The sequence below is a fragment of the Delftia sp. PX-1 genome (genome assembly GCF_055797465.1).
On the sequence record NZ_CP184763.1, the window covers coordinates 4,500,742 to 4,518,855 of the forward strand.

Below are 18,114 nucleotides of genomic sequence, written 5' to 3' on the forward strand. Positions count from 1 at the left end.
CCAGATGGAAGTTTTGAAGCAACTCGAACCCCTCATGCGCGACATCATCGCGCCCCAGGCCGCGCAGATCGACGAGCAGGCGCGCTACCCGCGCGCCGCGCTGGATGCACTGGCGGCAGCCGGCCTGCTGGGCCTGATCAGCGCCAGCGAGGTGGGCGGCCTGGGCAAGGGCCTGGCCGAAGCGGTGCAGGTCGTCGAGCGCATTGCCCAGGACTGCCCCTGCACGGCCATGGTGCTGACCATGCACTACTGCGGCGTGGCGCTGATCGAACCCTTTGCCGACGACCCTGTGCGCCGCGAGATCGCGGCCGGCCGCCACCTCACCACGCTGGCCGTGTCCGAAGCCGGCTCGCGCAGCCATATCTGGGCGCCGACGGGCACGGCGACCGCCGCTGAAGATGTCATCCACCTGAACGCGCTCAAGAGCATGATCACGTCGGCCGGCGAGGCCGATTCCTATGTCTGGATCTCGCGCGCCACGCAGGGCGAGGGCAATACGCTGTGGCTGGTGGACAGCCGGCTGCCGGGCCTGTCCATTCCCGGACGCTTCAACGGCATGGGGCTGCGCGGCAATGCGTCCTCGCCCATCGAGGCACGCAACGTGGGCGTTCCACGCGCCCGCATGCTGGGCGCCGACGGCGAGGGCGAGGCCGTGAAGGGCCGCTATCTGATGCCCTTCTTTCCCACGCTGATCGCCACCACGTCCATCGGCCTGATGCAGGGCGCGCTGCGCCGCGCCGTGGCCCATGTGGCGGGCACGCGCTTTGCGGAAAGCGGCAGCTCGCTGGCCGACCTGCCCACCATCCGCGCCTACCTGGCCCGTGCCCAGCTGCGCCTGGAGCAGGCCCGCCTGCTGCGCGACGATACCGTGGCCGCCGTGCAGGCGGCCCGGGCCGATGCGCGCACCCGCCTGCTGCAGAGCAAGGCCGCAGCCGCCGAGGCCGCACTGGAAGTGACCGACATTGCCATGCGCGTGTGCGGCGGCGCCGCCTTCCGCAAGGAGCTGGGCATAGAGCGCCTGTTCCGCGATGCGCGCGCCGCCTCGGTCATGGCGCCCACCACCGATGTGATCTACGACATGCTGGGCAAAGGCATGTGCGACGCCGCCGCCTGAGCCTGAACGGCAGAACCCGTCGATCGCTTCACCCCTCCTCCCCCATCCAGCAAAGGACTTCCGCATGACGACAACCGCCCCCGTGATCAAGCTCGGCGCCGTGGCCTACGCCCCCAAGGTGATCACCATCTGGGAAGGCTTCAAGGCGTATTTCATCGAGCGCGGCTACTACTTCGACTACGTTCTCTATTCCAACTACGAGTCGCTGACCGAGGCGTTGATGGCAGGCGATGTGCACCTGGCCTGGAACTCGCCGCTGGCCTTTGTGCGCGCCGACCGCATGGCCCGCGCGCGCGGCCTGCGCGTGGAGTCCATCGCCATGCGCGATACCGACCTGGACCTGCATTCGCTGCTGGTCGTGCCCGCAGACAGCCCCATCCAGAGCGTGCAGGACCTGCGCGGCAAGACCGTGGGCTTCGGTGCCGTGGATTCGCCCCAGGCCACGCTGATCCCGCTGGACCATCTGCGCCAGCAAGGGCTGGTGGCCGGGCGCGACTACACGGCACGCCGCTTTGACGTGCTGGGCGGCAAGCACGGCGACCACATCGGCGGCGAGCGCCTGGCCGCCGCCGCCATGGTGGCCGGCGAGATACAGGCTTCATGGATGGTGGGCAAGAACTACCTGGCCTTTGCGCGCGAAGGCACGCTGCCGGCCGGCGGCACGCGCGTGCTGGCCACCTCGGGCGCCTTCGACCACTGCAACATGACGGCCGGCCCGCACATCGATGCCGGGCGTGCCGCCGCCTTCCGCGACATCCTGCTGGCCATGTCCTGGGACGACGCGGCCGTGCGCCCGCTGCTGGAGCTGGAAGGCCTGAAGGTCTGGCACCCGGGCCGCGGCACGGGCTACGGCCTGCTGGAGCGCGCGGTGACGGACGAGGCCTTCTACGACGCCGAAGGCCGCATCACCGTGCAGGACTACCGTTACTGATACGCGCCATGGCCATGCCTGATTCCGACAGCGGCGCCCTGCCCGCCTCCACCCAGCCCGCCTCCACCCTGCCTGTCATCGACCTGCAGGGCCTGGGCTTCGATGCCGGCGCCCATCTGCTGGTCAAGCACGCGCTGGCCGCCCTGTCCGTGGGCGGGCAACTGCGCGTGACCGGCAGCGCGCCGGGCTGGCAGGCCCAGCTGTCGGGCTGGTGCAGCGACCAGGGCCATGGCCTGCGCTGGGAGGATGGCGTGGACGCAGCACAGGCCATGGCCATCGTGGCGCGCGGCGGCGCCCAGGCCGGGCGCTGGCGCGGCGCGGCGCAGACGGGCCGCAGCGATGCGCGCTCGGGCGACGGTGCCGTGGCCGCGCAGGCCCAGCCTTTCTGGGGCCTGGCCGCGCGTGGCGCGCAGGTGGAAGCCGGGGCGCCGGCCTTCCATTTCCGGCTCAGCGACAAGCTGCAGGTCTGGACCGACAGCGCCTCCGACCTCTACGCCCAGGCCGTGGCCGCGCAGTGGAATGCCGACACCGATATCGACTGGAACGACGCACCCGAGCTGCCCGCGCCCGTGGAGGACGCCATCGTCCAGCTCATGACCTACATGGTGGAGAACGAGAATGCGGCCCTGCTGGTGCCTGCGCGCTTTCTGGGCCAGCTGCACCCGCACTACCGCGAGCTGCAGGCGGCGCTGGCCATCCAGGTGGCCGACGAGGCGCGACATATCGATGTCTTCACGCGCCGCATCCGCCGCCACGGCCGCGAGCCCGCGCTGTCCACGGCGGGTGGACAGGCCTCGCTCAAGAGCCTGCTGGACGAGACGGATTTTTCCGTGGCGGGTTTCCTGCTGTCGGTACTGGGCGAAGGCACCTTCGTGCACCTGCTGCAGTTCCTGCAGACCGAGGCGCCCGACCCCCTCACACGCCAGATCTGCCGCCTGGCCGCGCGCGACGAGGCGCGCCATGTGGCCCTGGGCATGTCCCACCTGCTGTACCGCCTGCAGCACGAGCCCGGCTTCCAGCACCAGCTGGCCCAGGCCGTGGAGCAGCGCTTCGACAACCTGGCCGGCACCTCGGGGCTGAACGAGGAAGTCTTCGACGCCCTGATCCTCATCGCGGCCGGCACCCTCACCCCCGAGGCCCTGGCCCGTGGCGCCGCCCGCGTGCAGCAGCTCATGCGCGACATGGCAGACGGCCGGTTTTCCAAGCTGCTGCGGCTGGGGTTCGAGCGTGGGCATGCGGAGCGGCTGGCTTCGCTGCATACGCGCAATTTCATGTAGGCACGAGAAACGGACCCGGTGCGCGGTGCCCGGTGGCCATAGGACCGGCGCCGGTCAATCCACGATCAATTTGCTGTTGTTCAGCAGCTGCGTGATGATCTGCTGATCCGTGGCGGCACCGGAATACAGCGTCTGCAGATTCACGCCTTCCAGGATGATCTGCTGGGTCTCGGCCGATGCCGAATAGCTTGCACCCGCCGCATGGGAGTCCGCACCGAAGCCGCCCGTGTGGCTGATATGGACCCAGGTATCACCTCCCGTGATCTCAAAGTGCAGGTAGTTGGCCAGGTTGCCTGCGGCATTGCCGGGGCCTGCGGATTCGCCCTGCAGCAGGTCGCGCAGGTCCAGTACATCACCGCCTGCGCCGTTGGCTCCCGCGGCCGCCGTGGCGAAGTTCTGGATTCGGTCCATGGCCGTCGTTCCTGCCGCCCCCTGGTCTCCCAGCGACCAGGCAAAGACATCCACAAAGTTCTCGCCCGCATCGCCGCCTATCAACAGGTCGTCGCCGGAGCCTCCGATCAGCCGGTCCGTGCCCGATCCCGCGTTGAGGGTGTCGTTGCCGCTGCCGCCGATCAGCACATCGGAGCCCGAGTCCGCCGACAGGTTGTCGTCGCCAGCGCCTCCGAAAACGATGTTGTTTCCGTTGGTGGCGCTGATGGTGTTGGCGCCGTTGCCACCAACGATGTATTCGCTGGCCGAGCTGCCCGTATAGCTGCCGCTATGGGTCGTGGTGACATCCACGGTCGTATATGAGGCCTTGAGCGTGACCACGGTGGATGTCGATGCCGTGAAGCCGCCGCTCACCTCCGTCGCCGTGGCCTGGACCGTGAGATTGGTGGCGTTCGTGGTGTAGCTGCCAGGCAGATTCAGGATGAGATTGGGCAGGTCGGCTTCGGTGAACTGCCAGACACCACCACCCAGGTTCGTGCCCGCATTGAAGGACAGATTGGTGGGCAGTCCACTGATCCTGATCGACAGGGTTTCCGAGCCATCCGTATCCACCAGCTTCGTGGTTATCGGAAACCTGACGCTGGTCCCGCCTGTGCCTTGTGCGATGGCCAGCAGGGACTTCAGGACAACGACCGAAGAAGCGCTGGCCGCTCCAACCGACAGATTGACCGTGCCGATACTGGTACCGCCGCGCCCATCGGTGACGTCGTAGAGAAAGCTGGCCGGTCCTTAGTAGCCTGCCGCGGGCGTGAACAGCACCCCGCCCGCCTGCGATGCAAGGCTGCCATTGATCGGCGAATGAGCCAAGGTGATGGTCAGGCTGTCGCCGTCGGCATCCGTGTCATTGGCCAGCAACGTGGCAAAGCTGATGCTCCGCGGGATGTCCGTGCCAACCATCCATTGATCTGCCACGGCAACCGGTGCATCGTTCACGGGAGTGACCGTGATGGAAACGGTAACGATGTTTCCCAAGGCCAGCCCATCGCTGGCACGGTAGGCAAAGCTGTCGGAAACCGTCTCGCTGCCGTTGTGGATATAGGTGAAGGTGCCATTGCCGCTCAGCGTCAGGGACCCGTTCGCCGGACCCGTCACCAGCACCGCGACGAGCGGATTGCCGTCAGGGTCCGTGTCGTTGGCCAGCACGCTGGTTGCACCGCTGGCAAGGACCGTGGCCACAGCGCCCTCGGCCACCACTATCGCATCGGAGATAGACACTGGCGGTTGATTGCCGGAGGGTGCAGCAGCAACCGTCACCGACACACTGGCCGTGGCAGAACCGCCCCTGCCGTCGCCAATGGTGTAGGTGAAGCTGTCGCTGCCGGTGAAGTTGGCGTTCGGCGTGTAGACCGGATTGCCCGTGACGGCATCCACGACCACGGAACCGTGGGTGCCCTGGGTGATGCCGGAAACGGTCAGGCTGTCCCCATCCGCATCGCTGTCGTTCCCGCGCACGGCGATGGCGACGGATGTATCGGCATCGGTGGTGGCCGTATCGTTGCCGGCTACGGGCACCCGGTTCACGAAAACACTCAGCGTGCTGGACGCGCCGGTCTGCACGGTGTAGCCGATGCCCAGCGGATGGCCGCCGCTGTAGTTCGCATCCGCCTGGAAAGTGAAGCTGCCGTCTGCCTGCAGCGCGAAGGTCCCGCGCCCCGCCACGTTCCGGGAGCTGCCGGCCGCCACGGTCTGGCCTTCATAGGTGAAGCTGGCGACCACGAGCGCCCCATCGGCATCGGAATCGTTGGACAGCACATTGCCCGTGCGCTGCCCGGCCGTGTCCACCTGCACGCTGTCGGGCGCAAGCACGCTGGCGTGGCTGCCGTGCGCGGCGGCCGCCGCGTTGGCGCACAGCTGCGCCACGTCCACCCAGCAGGAGCCGCCCGCCTCCAGCGCGGCGCCGACCGCGCAGGCGCTGCCGGGACGTGGGGCCGTCGTAGGAATCGTGCCCGGCACGCCCAGCGGAAAGCAGGTGTTCCACACAGGGTCCGTGATGCCGGTGATTTTCAGCCGTAGCGATGTCTGGTTGCGGTAGACCACGGGCAGGAAGCCCTGCGGCGCTCCAGCGGCGCCCAGGGCGCTCGCCTGCACGGGAATGACAAGCGTCTCGCCCGCAGCCTGGTTGAAGGCTTCCTGCAATTCCTGTATCTGGGCCTGCACCCGGTCGCCCCAGGCCGCCGTGGCCGCTGTCGCCACGACAGCACCGCCCAGGGCCCAGGCGCGCAGGCTGGCCGGGGAAATCCGCCCTGTGCGCACCCCCCATGCAAGGCAGGCCCCCATGGCCAGTGCCAGCAGCGCAAGAGCGCCAGGGTGGTCCACAGGAATCGCCGCCGGCGCCACGGCCGCCAGCGGTGCCGCAGTGATGCTCTGGGCCTGGGCTGCCGGCACGGCACAGGCCACGGCCAAGGCGCCCAACGCCTGTGCGAGCCACGTGCCGCGGGCAAGGAATTGGAAAAGTTGCAGCATGGGTCTGGCCTGGAAGAAAAGATCCGAAGATCCGAACAGGCGGGGAGCGGTCCCCGCCACTGCCTTCAGGCAGGCCACAAATGACTGCGCTGCTGACAATTTCTTACTTTAGACGACGGCCTGCGCAGCGCATATCCCTGAAAGCAGGTAATTGGCCAGCGGGCACCGGCTCTGGCAAGGGCCGCTCGAAGGCCGCACGACCCCTCCAATGCGCCCAGCTCGTCCGACCGCCCGCCCTTGCCTGGCAGGTACCGGCCCAGATCCACCCCGCCCACATGCGGGCCGCATATCACTCGACTTGTGACAACCCTAGAAAACTCAGGGATTTTCTCGCGGGCCTTTGTGATTTTTCCCATCAGAAAAACCGAGCCGCATCAGCGAATTAAGTCAATGGAGCCGGAGAAAGTTTCGCAAAAAGACAAACGCCTGCGCAATCTGACAAGAGAAAGCTTTTCCAAATGTAAACAATTGTTTATTCAGCCTGTAAGATTCCTCCAGTCAATCAGTGTTTCCCATGGGACAGGCCTGCGCCACCCCACAGATGCATTCATCATGAAAATGCATCAATCGAGCAGGATCATTGATTTTTTCATGCAAGAATTCTTACTCAATCCATCTTTTGACGCACAACATCCACGGCCACCCAGATGAGAGCGCATCCAGATTGTGGAGAATAATATCCGACCATCACCAGCGTACTGATCAGGGAAACAATAAAATCAGCCGGGCCGAGCAATTGCTGCAGGCCTGCAAATGGCCGGAGCCGCCGATATATCCATCATTGGTACTCAGGCATATTCAGGAAGCGCAGGCGATTTTCGAATTGCACCGCATGCCTGACCGCGCGGTGTCGTCGCGCATTGCAGCGGCCTTCATCCATTGCCAGCTGGGTGAGGAGCGCAATGCCATTTCACTGGCCACGGCGGCCATGGCCAATCCCGCGCTGCTGCCGCCCGAGGCCCTGGTGCGCGCCACCTATGTGCTGGCGCTGGCGCATGGCCGGCTGGGCGAGCTCGATACCGCCCTGCAATTGATCGAAGGCAAGGACCATGATTTTGCGCAAATGGCGCCCGGAGACAGCCCCTGGCTCCCCGCCCTGATCACCTGGGCCAGGGCGCAAATCCTCTGGAAGGTCTTTCTTTATAAAAACCACCAGGACCTGTGGTGCGGGCCACCGCCCGATTCAGGCCTGGTCCAGCTGGGTGCCGCTGCGCCCGACAGCGCTGCCTTGCAGGACCTGCTGGGGAATGTGGGCCGCCAGCTGCCAGCGGGCCTGGCCTGGCCGTACAGCGAGCTGCTGCGGCTGTCGCTCAAGGGGCTGGAGTCGGGCCGGCGCGAGGCTGCCGCCGTGGTCCGCGCCATTGAGCGCATCGGCATCCACTACCAGGCCAAAAACCCGCCCATTGCAGGCTGGGCCTGGCTCAGCAGTGCGCTGGTGCATTGCAGCAAGCGCCAGTACGGACAGGCGCTGCAGGCCGCCGTACTGGCCAAGTCCACGGCGCAGACCTACCAGTTGGAGGGCCTGCACCGCAATGCGCTGGTCTATGAGTACCACATACAGGAAACGCAGGGCGATTTCGCGGGCGCACTGTCCACGCTGAAGGCGCTGAACATCATGCGACTCAAGAGCATGGCCATCAGTCCTTATCTGGAGAAATCACGATTCACGGCCATGGACGAGGCGCGGTTGCATGACCTGGAACCTGCCTATGTGAAACGCGCCCTTCAATACATAGAAGACAACCTGGACAAGAAACTGCTGGTGCAGTCCATTGCCGACCATTGCCGCGTCAGCCGCCGCACGCTGGAAGTTTCATTTCGCCATAGCCGATCATGCAGCATTGGTGAATATATAAGACAAAGCCGTATCCACCTGGCTGCGGAATCCTTGCTGACCACGGATCAAAGCATAGGACAGATTTCCTCCCGGCTTGGATATTCCTCCCTCTCCACATTTTCCAGGGATTTTTCCGGCCATTATGGGATACCGCCATCGGCCTGGGTTCGGCACCACCGGCTGACGTGATTTGAAAAATCCTGGAATGCATATGACGGGCGTGTATTCAGGCCCTACCGATCACCCGAAGCAACACGCAAAGTAGGACGCAAAGGAAGACGCATGAAATATCTGAAGAATATGAAAACGGGCTCCATGCTGGGTCTGGGTTTCTCGGTTCTCATCCTCATCGCGCTGTCGATTGCGCTGCTGGGCCGAGCGCGGCTGATCCAGGCCTCGGACGATGTCTCCTACCTGGCCGACACGCGCATCACCAGCCTGCTCAGGCTGGTGGAGGTCAAGAGCTCGGTGGAGTTCATCTTCCGCGGCGTGCGCAGTCTGGCGCTGATCGAAGACCCTGCGGAAAAGGCCCTGGCCAAGGCCACGCTGGACACGCAGCGCCAGAAGATAGGCCAGCTCATGGAGCAGTTCCGCGAGGGACTGAGCACGCCGCAGGGCATCGCCCTGTACGACCGCATGAGGAATGCGCGCACCGCCTACCTGCCGCTGCTGGACCAGTTCATGGCCGCGGCCATGCGGCATGACCTGCCCACTGTCTCGGCCATGCTGGGCAGCAGCGGAGAGTTCCGCAGGCAGCAGGACGCGTTCTTTGCCGCCATCAACGACATGCTGGCCCACCAGCAGGTGCGTGCCACGGAAACGGCCCAGGCCACCGAAGGCAAATCGCTGGCCGCCGGCCGGCAGATGCTGTCGCTGGCCCTGGCCTCGCTGTTGCTGGGTGCGCTGGTGGCCTGGGCCATCACCCGCCGCATCAAGGGCCTGCTCGGTGGCGAGCCGGCCTACGCGGCCCAGGTCACGCAGGAAGTGGCCAAGGGCAACCTGGCGGTGAACGTGCAGCTGCGCCGGGGCGATACCACCAGCCTGCTGGCCAGCCTGGAGGCCATGCGCGCCAGCCTGGCCGGCATCGTCAGCCAGGTGCGCCACAGCAGCGAATCGATTGCCACGGGCGCCAGCCAGATCGCCTCGGGCAATGCCGACCTGAGCGCGCGCACAGAAGAGCAGGCCGCCAACCTGGAGGAAACGGCCGCCTCCATGGAGCAGATGACCGCCACCATTCAGCAGAACGTGGACACGGTGCGCAGCGCCTCGGGCCTGGCCCAGTCGGCCAGCGCCACGGCCGTGCACGGCGGCGAGGTGGTGCATGGCGTGGTCAGCACCATGGAGGACATCACGCACAGCTCGCGCAAGATCGGGGAAATCATCGGCGTGATCGACGCCATCGCCTTCCAGACCAACATCCTCGCGCTCAATGCCGCCGTGGAGGCCGCGCGTGCCGGGGAACAGGGCAAGGGCTTTGCGGTGGTCGCCTCGGAGGTGCGCTCCCTGGCCCAGCGCTGCGCCAATGCGGCCAAGGAGATCAAGGGCCTGATCAGCGAGAGCGTGGGCAAGGTCGCCGCCGGCTCCCGCCAGGTGGCCGAGGCCGGCAGCACCATGAACGACATCGTCACCCAGACGCACCGTGTGGCCGAACTGATCTCCGACATCGGTGCCGCCACGCAGGAGCAGTCCCAGGGCGTGACCCAGGTCAGCGACGCCGTGCAGCAGCTCGACCAGGTGACGCAGCACAACGCATCCCTGGTGGAAGAGTCCGCCGCCGCTGCCGACAGCCTGAACAAGCAGGCGGCGCAGCTGGTGCAGCTGGTCAGCGTGTTCCGGCTGGATGAGAACGCGACCCGCCCCCAGGCCGCCCTGTCCAAGTCCACGACAGTGGCAGCGGCCGTGCCGGCGCGTGCACAGACCGCCAGGCCGTCTCCCGCGCTGGCCCCTGCCGTGCCCCGCCCCGCCAAGCCCTTGCGCGCGGCAGCGGCTGCGGCCTCCAGCGCGCCTGTGGCGCTGCCCGCCAAGGCGGCAACACCCCGCCGCGCCACGGCGGCCGGAATGGCCGAGATGGCCGAGACCGATGAGTGGGAGCAGTTCTAGAACAGGCTCAGCGCATCACCAGGCCGCCATCGACGAACAGTACCTGTCCCGTCATGAAGCCGCTCAGTTCCGAGGCCAGGAACAGCACCGGCCCCGCCACGTCTTCGGGGCTTGCCAGGCGGCGCAGCGGCGTGGCGGCCATCAGCGATTCGCGGAAGGACTCGCGCGTGTCCTGGGTGCCCTGCGTGGGATAGACCAGGCCGGGCGCGACGCAGTTGACGCGGATGCCCACGGGCCCCAGTTCGCTGGCCAGGTTGCGGCTGAAGGCCACCAGCGAGGCCTTGGCCGTGGTGTAGTCGTGGTAGGGCACGACGGGGTGCTCCACCAGGTTGCTGGCGATGTTGACGATGCTGCCCCGCGCACGCTGGCGCATCTGCGGCAGCACGGCGCGGCAGACGTTGAAGGCCGCGCCCACGGCACCGTCGTACTGGGCCTGGTAGTCGCTCCAGTCCAGGTCGTCGAAACGGCGGCGGCGCTCGGGATCGAAGGCATAGGGCCTGAAGGCGTTGTTGACCACGATGTCGATGGCGCCGGCCTCGCGCGCGATGGCCTCGGCCATGGCCTGGACGGCAGGCTGCGAGCCCACATCGGCCTTGATGGCCCAGGCATCGCCTCCGGCCTGCTTGCCCGCAGCCTGGCAGGCCGCCACGGTGCGGGCGGCGGCAGCGTCGTTGGACAGGTGGTTGACCGCCACGAGGGCGCCCTCGCGCGCGAAGGCGGTGGCAATGGCCGCGCCTATGCCGCGGCCGGCGCCGGTGACCAGCACCACCTTGCCTTGCAGTCCCAGGGAAGACGGCTGTGCCATCTCAGGCTCCGGGCAGCAGGCTGGTGTCCACCACGTCGGACACCTTGATCTGCCTTTGCACCATGCCCTGCGCGCGGTAGGCGTCGGCGCCCTTTTGCAGGGCGGCCAGGTCGAAGCTGCCCAGCGGCTTGCCAGCCTGCAGCGGCTGCGAAGACGCATTGCGCAGGCGGATCACGTCCAGGTTGATGTCGCGCTGCGTGCCGTCGATGGCGTGCTTGCCGGCCAGCGTGGCGGCTTCCTCGGGGTTGGCCATCATCCAGGCGGCGCTGTCGCGGTAGCCCTTGAGGAAGGCGCGCAGCAGGTCCTTCTTGTCGCGCAGCGTGTCCTCGCGCACCACGAACATGTCGCTGGAGATGTTGAGGTGGTCGCGCACCTGCATCACATCGACCTCGCCAATGCCTTTGCGCAGGCCCACGGCCAGGCCGGTGTCGGTGGCGGCCGTGGCATCGACCTGGCCCTGCATCAGCGGCGCGAAGTTGAGCAGGCCGGTGACGACGATGGTCACGTCCGACTCCTTGAGGCCGGCCTGGTGCAGCATCACCAGCAGGTTCTGGCGCGTGCCGCTGGACAGGCTGTAGACGCCGATCTTCTTGCCCTTGAGGTCCGCCGGCTTGCGGATGCCCGCCGACTTGAGCGAGACCACGTTGAACACGTTCTGCGGGTAGATGTCGTAGATGGCGACCAGCTTCTCGCCCTTGTCCAGCGCCATGAAGAAGGAGCCGGGATCGGTGAAGGCCACATCGGCCTGGCCGCTGAGCATGTTGCGTATGGCGTCGCCTCCACCCGCGCCGGGCAGGTAGGCCAGCTCCACGCCCTGGGCCTTGAAGAAGCCCTTGTCGGGCTCGGCCAGGATGTTGGTGATCTCGCTGATGGGCTTGCTCCATCCGGCCAGGCGGATCTTGCCCTGGGCGGGCGCGGCGGCTGCCGAGGTGCCGGCCAAAGCCAAGCCTGCCAGGCCAGCGGTGGCGCCCAGCAGGCTGCGGCGGGTGAGGAAGGGAGATTGCGGTGTGTGCATGGCGCTTGGGGAAAAGGTTTCGGAAGTGTTCAGGATGGTCAGGCGGCGCGCGAGCGCAGCAGCCGGCGCTCCAGCACCAGGCAGGCCTGGTACAGCAGCAGGCCCATGGCGGCGATCAGCACCAGGGCCGCAAACATGAGGGTGGTGTCCATCATTCCCTGGGCGGCAATGACCACGGCGCCCAGGCCGCGGCTGGCGCCCATGAATTCGGCCACCACGGCGCCGACCAGGGCCAGCACCACGGCCACGCGCAGGCCCGCAAGAATGGCGGGCAGACCCGTGGGCAGCTTCAGGCGCAGCAGCGTCTGCAGCCGCGTGGCGCCCAGCATGCGAAACAGCTGCAGGCGCTGGGCATCGACCTGGCGCAGGCCGGTCAGGGTGTTTTCCATCAGCGGGAAAAAGCAGATCAGCGCCGTGATCAGCACCGTGGGCAGCATGCCGAAGCCGAACCACAGCACGAACAGCGGCGCCAGCGCCAGCTTGGGCACGACCTGGCTGACCACCACGTAGGGCTTGAGCACACGCTCCAGCAGCTCGGATTCAGCCAGGGCCATGCCCGCCAGCAGGCCGATCGCGCTGCCGGCCGCCAGCCCCAGCAGCAGGGCCTGGAGCGTCGCCCAGATGTGCGGCCAGAAATAGCCCGTGGCCAGCCCCGTCCACAGCGATGCCGCAATGGCCGAGGGCGCCGGCAGCACCAGGGCGGACAGGCCCCATTGCCGCACCAGCAGCTCCCACAGGCCCAGCAGGACCAGCGCCAGCGCGGCGGCCAGCAGGCGGGCATGGAACAAGGACACCGTCATGCCGCCGTCCTGTCCAGGGCTGCGCGCACGCGGGCGCAGTGTTCGTTGAACGCCGGCCCGTGGCGCATGGCCTGGGTGCGCGGCGCGGGCAGATCGACCGCCATATCGGCCACGATGCGCCCGCCGTGCATGAGGGCGATGCGGTCGCCCAGGTAGACGGCCTCGTTGATGTCATGGGTGACGAAGAGCACCGTGGTGCCGCGCTCGCGGCAGGTGCGCAGCAGGTCGTCCTGCAGCTCGGCGCGCGTGATGGCGTCCAGCGCGGCAAAGGGCTCGTCCAGCAGCAGCAGCGGCGGATCGAGGACCAGCGCCCGTGCCAGCGCCACGCGGCTTTGCTGCCCGCCCGAGAGATGGCGCGGATGGCGCTGCGCATGGCTGGCCAGGCCCAGCTGCTCCAGCAGCGCCAGCGCGCGTTGCTCGTCCTGCGGCGCGGGGCGCCTTTGCAGCGACACGGGCAGCAGCACATTGCCCAGCGCCGTATGCCACTCCAGCAGCGTGGGCGCCTGGAACATGAAGCCCAGTTGCGGGCCGGGCTCGGCCAGCTCGGCGCCACGCAGCAGAATGCGGCCCGACTGCGGCCTGAGCAGCCCCGCCGCCAGCTTCAGCAAGGTGGTCTTGCCGCAGCCGCTGCGGCCCAGCAGGCAGTGGACCTCACCGGCCTGCACGCGCCAGTCCACGCCGTCCACCACGGGCGGGCGGCCCGGGTAGGTGAAGACCACTTGCTCGACATCGAGAAACGCCATGGTTGCAGCCCCGTCCGTCCCCTCTTGCAGGTTCGCCATGTCAGTCCGCATACGGCGCAAACGGCTGCGCCGCCGCCTCGGCAGATTGCTCTATCTCGGTCATGCGCACCAGGTCCAGCAGGTTGAAGCGGCCGTCATGGTGCCAGCCGGCCTCGGGCATGCTCATGGAGCCGATGGCGCTGATGCGCGTGACGCCGGCCGCCCCCAGCAGGCCGGCCAGGCGGTACAGCTGCTCGGGCGAGGCGGCAATGCCGGCCGTCTGCAGGTAGTCGCGCTGCGCGGCCACCACGGGCACGGCGTCATCCAGGCGGTCCACACCCACCACGGCAATCGTGCGGTACAGGGCCGTGGGCGCCAGCGGCTGCAGGCTGTCGCTGTACGCCACGCCCCAGGGTGCGTCCACCGGACCCAGCAGTTGCTGTTCGTCACCCGACCATTCCACGGCCTGCTGCCAGCGGGCCACGGCGGCGCCCTCCTCCAGCTCCAACGGCCGGCGCGCAAAGCGCCGCTGCAGGTTGGCCAGCTCGGCCGCCAGATAGTCGGCAAAGGCACGCGGCGGCACGGGGGCACCGCGCTCCACGTAGAAGACATGGGGCGAGTAGCAACCCTGCTGGTCGTAGCGCATCACGTCCCAGGCCGCCAGCCGCGCCACGGCGGGCGCCTTGAGCGAGTCCAGCGCCTGGGCGCCCACCATGCCGAAGCCCAGCTTGTGGCCATGCGGCAGAAAGCGCGTGGTCACGGGCAGGCGCTGGCGCAGCGCCTGCAGCGTCTGGTTGCCGCCGTAGGCGAGCACGGTGTCGGCCTCGGCATGGAGCGCGGCGGCTCCACCGCCATCCACGCCATCGGCGCCATCCGCCCCATCCACACCACCCGCGCCGCTCCACCACACCACGGCCAGGCAATCGGCCAGCGGCGGGTGCACCTCGGCCAGCAGCCGTGCGAACCAGCCCGCGAACAGCGGCTCGGCGCTGGCCAGCTTGCCAATGGCGGGCGCCTTGACCAGCAGGCCGCAGACCAGGCTCCACAGGGACAGCGCAGGCACATTGCCGGCCCAGCTGTGCATCAGCAGGTCGGGCCCGAAGGCGCGCACCGCGCCGCCCTTGGGCGCGGGCTGGAAGCCGTCGAGCACGGCCGGGTTGGCAAAGTCCTCGGCCACGAAGCGCCGCAGCTGCGCGGCGCGGAAGGTCTTGAAGAAGCCCGTCAGCCCCAGGCGCACCATGTCGGCGTCATAGCCGCTGACCACGGGCAGCCAGGCCTCGGCCTGGCGCCGATAGGGATCGCTGCGGTCCAGCAGGCGGGCAATGGCACGGTCGATGGCGTCGATGATCTCGGCCACGGGCATGGCCCTGAGGTGGCGGTCGGCGGCACGCCGCACGTGGGCCGCCAGCGCATGCATCTGCGGGCCGGTCAGCAGGGGCACGGAGACTTCCAGCCGCACGCCGCCGCGTTCGAAGGGCAGCACATGCCACTGCACCTCGTCCTCGCGCAAACCAGGCAGTTCGGGCAGGTAGCCGGCCGTGATCCGCTCGATGGTCATGCAGCAGCGGCCTTCACGAATTCATCGACCGCCAGCGAGCAGCCCTTGGCCGCTGCGCCCTCGGCACGCCCCAGCAACAGGAAACCGCTGTTCTCGCCATGGCCGGCCCACAGGCCCACGTCCTCGGTGAGGATGGTGGTGACCGCGTTGTAGTTGGCCAGGTCGCAGTGCACGAGAATGCCGCGCTCGCCGGGCGCCACGCTGCGGCCGGTGACGGGCTCGACCAGGCGCGAGCGTATCCAGTGCGGCCCCGACTTGACCGACGGCAGCGTGGCATTGCCGTCGTCATAGAACTGCGTGCTCAACTCGGTCATGCCGTACATGTTGATGCAGTGGCTGCGCGGCACGCCCAGCAGCCGGGACAGGTCGGCGTAGAAATCCTCCAGCGGCAGCTCGCGCGACTGGCCCTTGTAGCCGCCCGTGTCCAGGATGCGGCTGCCCGGCGGCAGACGGAAGCTGCGGCCCTGCTCGCGCAGCGCGTCCATCACATGCACCAGGCTGAAGCTGGCGCCCAGCAGCGCATAGGGGCGGCCGCTGCGCTCGGATTCCTCCAGCACGGCGCACAGGCCGGGCATGTCCAGGCCGTCGGGGGTGAGGAAGTAGCGGCTGTCGGGAGTGCCGAATTCCGTCTTGGCCAGCGCCAGGTAGTGGGCCAGCGAAGAGTTGGGCATGGCCTGCTCGTCGGGAAAGAGGATGCCCATGGGCAGGCGTTCGTGCCCGGCCATGAAGCGCTGCGCGAAGTTGCGCGTCATCGACGCATCGTAGACATCGAGCGCTGGATGGAAGTGGCGCCCGCGCGCGGACTGTCCCTTGGCCTGGCCCGTGGTGCCGCTGGTCATGAACACGCGCTCCGCGGGCGAGGCCGGCTCGCTGCGCAGTTCCATGGCCTTGAACGCATCGATGGGCACGGCGGGAATGTCGCTCCAGGTCTTCACATTGCGCAGCGTGGCGCCGCGCCGCTGGCAGAAGCTGCGAAACGGCGCATTCGATTCGTATTGGTAGGCGAACAGCCGCAGGGCCAGTGCATCGAACTGCTCGTCGGTGCAGCCGTCCATGGCGATGAATGCAAGCAGGTCTGCGACCAGAGAAGCCGCCTGGGGCCGGGCCTTGTCCATGGAATTCCTTCGAGAGCTGGGACGTGATGCTCCGAAGGCGCCCCGCCCGTGGCGCATGGGCGGCCACGCAGGGGTGCAAGCTCTTCTTCCGCCGGAATGACCCGGTTCAAGTTCTCGGGTGTGGATCTCAGCACTGGCGTGCACCCCGGAGCGGAGGGCTATCTTACAGCAGGGTCGCCAACACCGCAGGCCCGGGGCCATCGCCCTGCAAGACTGCGTCAACCCAGTGCCGTCAGCCGCCGCATCACCCATTCCACGGGCCCCTGCGCCACCTTCTTGCTCCAGGCCCAGGCAGCCAGGCTGGCGATGATCACGTACAGCGCGGCGGCCACGGCCACTTCGCGCAGGCTGCGCGATCCGTCCAGCGCGCCCATGGCCTCCAGCAGCCCCATGCCGATGAGGATGTGGGCCAGGTACAGGGTCAGCGTCATGCGCCCGGCCGGCAGCAGGCCGCGCCACGGTCCACCGGGCCAGCGGTCGGCCAGCCGCAGGCAGGCGCCGATGGCAATGCTGGCGCAGCCCAGGCCCATCAGCAGATAGGCAGGGCCGGGCGGCATGGGGCCGGTGCCCAGCCAGGGCGCCCAAGCGCTGCGGGCCGCAAGCGCCGAGACGGCGCAGGCCAATCCCACCATCACGCCACCCGCAGCCACCAAGGTCCATTGCACGCGCGGCTCGGCCAGCGGCAGGCGTGCCAGCAGCATGCCGCACAGGAAGAACGCAAACCACGGCAGCACCGGATGGAAGCCGTTGAACAGCAGGTTGCGCGCAAAGCCGGCCGGCTCCCACAGGCCCTGGTAGTACAGGCTCGCCCAGTCCCAGCCCTGGCTGTAGTCCAGCTGCAGCAAGGCCCAGGCGGAGAGCACGGCCACGGCCGCCATGCCGGCCAGCAGCGCCCTTGCGCCGGCCTGCAGCCAGGCGATGGCCAGCACGAAGTAGACCGCGTAGTAGTGAATGATGTCGGCCGGAAAGATCACCAGGTTCATGCCACCGGCCACCAGCAGGAACAGCGCGCGGCGCAGCGTCCAGAGGCGCGCCGTGGCCGGCTCCAGCGAGCGCGTGGCCAGCACCAGGCCCAGGCCTGCCAGCACCACGAAGGTAGCCGAGGCCTTGCCCTCCAGGAAATGGAAGAACGACAGCAGCCAGCCCGGCTCCTGCAGCGCGGGATGCATGGCCTGCTTGAAGTTGACGAACACCATGCCTGCCAGCGCCAGATAGCGCGCCAGGTCCAGCCCCGCAAGGCGGGCGCCCCTGCCGGTGGCATGCCTCATGTCGCGTCTCCCTGTGCCTCGCCTCCAAGAAGGCAGGCCAGCAAGGCGGGATGCAGCACATCGACCCCTTCATCCGCCCCCGCGTCTTCTTGCGGCGTCACCGCCAGCGCAAAGCGCAGCGCATCGCTTTCCACCGCATCCAGCAGCAGTTGCGCGACCAGGCGCACGGGCACGGCGGGCCGCAAGAGGCCCTGCTGCGCCCCGCGCTCCATGAAGCCTGCCAGGCCGTCGAGCATGCGCCTGCGGTTGGCCTCGAAGGCCGGCGCCAGGCCCGGCGAACGCGCGATCTCGGACAGGCACTCGGCGCTGAGCACGGCCCATTCCCGCTGACGGCACAGCGCCTGGTAGGCGACCAGGAATTGCGCCACCACCGGCAGCGAAGGGGCTGCGGCCCGCTCCAGCGCCTGAAGCAAGGGCAGCAGCTCGGTCTGCTCCTGCGTGGCGACCTCGGCAATCAAGGCCTCCTTGCTGTCGAAGTGGTTGTACAGGTTGCCCAGGCTCACCGAGGCGGCCTGCGCAATGTCGCGCATGCTGGTGCAGTGAAAGCCGCGCTCCACGAAGCACTGCAGGGCAGCCTGCACGATGAGGGCCCTGCGCTCGCTGATGTCTTCCTTCTTTTTCATGCCCCGAATGATGAACGAACGTTCATTCATAGTCAA

Annotated in this window: 16 protein-coding genes; 6 read left to right on the plus strand and 10 right to left on the minus strand. The window is 67.8% G+C overall.

Annotated features, from left to right (window positions below):
• The first annotated feature begins 4 nt into the window (after positions 1–4).
• The 3 genes from ACN20X_RS20635 to ACN20X_RS20645 all read left to right on the plus strand — a co-directional run bounded on the left by ACN20X_RS20635 (position 5) and on the right by ACN20X_RS20645 (position 3,322).
• Positions 5–1,114: an acyl-CoA dehydrogenase family protein gene (locus ACN20X_RS20635; protein WP_026062547.1), complete on the plus strand. Its 1,110-nt coding sequence runs from the start codon at positions 5–7 to the stop codon at positions 1,112–1,114.
• A 64-nt stretch (positions 1,115–1,178) separates the two neighbouring features.
• Entirely contained in the window at positions 1,179–2,045 is an 867-nt protein-coding gene (locus ACN20X_RS20640) for a phosphate/phosphite/phosphonate ABC transporter substrate-binding protein (RefSeq protein WP_016450660.1), read from the plus strand.
• Between the two features lie 8 nt (positions 2,046–2,053).
• On the plus strand, positions 2,054–3,322 hold the full coding sequence (locus tag ACN20X_RS20645) for a ferritin-like domain-containing protein (RefSeq protein WP_338500429.1): 1,269 nt from the start codon (positions 2,054–2,056) through the stop codon (positions 3,320–3,322).
• A gap of 54 nt (positions 3,323–3,376) precedes the next feature.
• Here ACN20X_RS20645 and ACN20X_RS20650 read toward each other — a convergent pair whose 3' ends face one another.
• Positions 3,377–4,324, minus strand: coding sequence for a type I secretion C-terminal target domain-containing protein (locus ACN20X_RS20650; RefSeq protein WP_473209829.1), 948 nt, complete (start codon positions 4,322–4,324; stop codon positions 3,377–3,379).
• A gap of 177 nt (positions 4,325–4,501) precedes the next feature.
• The gene (locus tag ACN20X_RS20655) at positions 4,502–6,235 is read right to left on the minus strand and encodes a midcut-by-XrtH protein (protein ID WP_473209830.1); all 1,734 of its coding nucleotides are present in this window, start codon (positions 6,233–6,235) and stop codon (positions 4,502–4,504) included.
• Positions 6,236–6,535: 300 nt separating this feature from the next.
• On the opposite strand from ACN20X_RS20655, the gene ACN20X_RS20660 reads away from it, so the two are divergent.
• The 3 genes from ACN20X_RS20660 (at position 6,536) to ACN20X_RS20670 (ending at position 10,172) form a co-directional block, all read left to right on the plus strand.
• Complete coding sequence (locus ACN20X_RS20660) at positions 6,536–6,886, plus strand: hypothetical protein (RefSeq protein ID WP_128422723.1); 351 nt, start codon at positions 6,536–6,538, stop codon at positions 6,884–6,886.
• Positions 6,855–8,261: a helix-turn-helix domain-containing protein gene (locus tag ACN20X_RS20665; protein ID WP_239009715.1), complete on the plus strand. Its 1,407-nt coding sequence runs from the start codon at positions 6,855–6,857 to the stop codon at positions 8,259–8,261. Before ACN20X_RS20660 ends, ACN20X_RS20665 begins: the two co-directional genes overlap by 32 nt.
• Before the next feature lie 93 nt (positions 8,262–8,354).
• Entirely contained in the window at positions 8,355–10,172 is a 1,818-nt protein-coding gene (locus ACN20X_RS20670) for a methyl-accepting chemotaxis protein (protein WP_473209831.1), read from the plus strand.
• Positions 10,173–10,179: 7 nt separating this feature from the next.
• Here the strand turns inward: ACN20X_RS20670 and ACN20X_RS20675 are convergent, their stop codons facing one another.
• From ACN20X_RS20675 to ACN20X_RS20710, 8 genes are all read right to left on the minus strand, one after another.
• Complete coding sequence (locus ACN20X_RS20675; RefSeq protein WP_277848626.1) at positions 10,180–10,977, minus strand: SDR family oxidoreductase; 798 nt, start codon at positions 10,975–10,977, stop codon at positions 10,180–10,182.
• A gap of 1 nt (position 10,978) precedes the next feature.
• Positions 10,979–11,992 (minus strand): ABC transporter substrate-binding protein, encoded by a 1,014-nt coding sequence (locus ACN20X_RS20680; protein ID WP_473209832.1) that lies wholly within the window; start codon positions 11,990–11,992, stop codon positions 10,979–10,981.
• A 38-nt stretch (positions 11,993–12,030) separates the two neighbouring features.
• The gene (locus ACN20X_RS20685; protein WP_016450562.1) at positions 12,031–12,792 is read right to left on the minus strand and encodes an ABC transporter permease; all 762 of its coding nucleotides are present in this window, start codon (positions 12,790–12,792) and stop codon (positions 12,031–12,033) included.
• Complete coding sequence (locus tag ACN20X_RS20690) at positions 12,789–13,574, minus strand: ABC transporter ATP-binding protein (protein WP_016453238.1); 786 nt, start codon at positions 13,572–13,574, stop codon at positions 12,789–12,791. The genes ACN20X_RS20685 and ACN20X_RS20690 overlap by 4 nt, the downstream gene beginning before the upstream one ends.
• A 1-nt stretch (position 13,575) precedes the next feature.
• Positions 13,576–15,072 (minus strand): acyl-CoA reductase, encoded by a 1,497-nt coding sequence (locus ACN20X_RS20695; protein WP_473209833.1) that lies wholly within the window; start codon positions 15,070–15,072, stop codon positions 13,576–13,578.
• The gene (locus ACN20X_RS20700; RefSeq protein ID WP_473209834.1) at positions 15,069–16,187 is read right to left on the minus strand and encodes a LuxE/PaaK family acyltransferase; all 1,119 of its coding nucleotides are present in this window, start codon (positions 16,185–16,187) and stop codon (positions 15,069–15,071) included. The genes ACN20X_RS20695 and ACN20X_RS20700 overlap by 4 nt, the downstream gene beginning before the upstream one ends.
• 218 nt (positions 16,188–16,405) lie before the next feature.
• Complete coding sequence (locus ACN20X_RS20705) at positions 16,406–17,455, minus strand: DUF418 domain-containing protein (RefSeq protein ID WP_473209835.1); 1,050 nt, start codon at positions 17,453–17,455, stop codon at positions 16,406–16,408.
• Positions 17,452–18,078: a TetR/AcrR family transcriptional regulator gene (locus ACN20X_RS20710; RefSeq protein ID WP_473209836.1), complete on the minus strand. Its 627-nt coding sequence runs from the start codon at positions 18,076–18,078 to the stop codon at positions 17,452–17,454. The genes ACN20X_RS20705 and ACN20X_RS20710 overlap by 4 nt, the downstream gene beginning before the upstream one ends.
• Between the last annotated feature and the right edge of the window lie 36 nt (positions 18,079–18,114).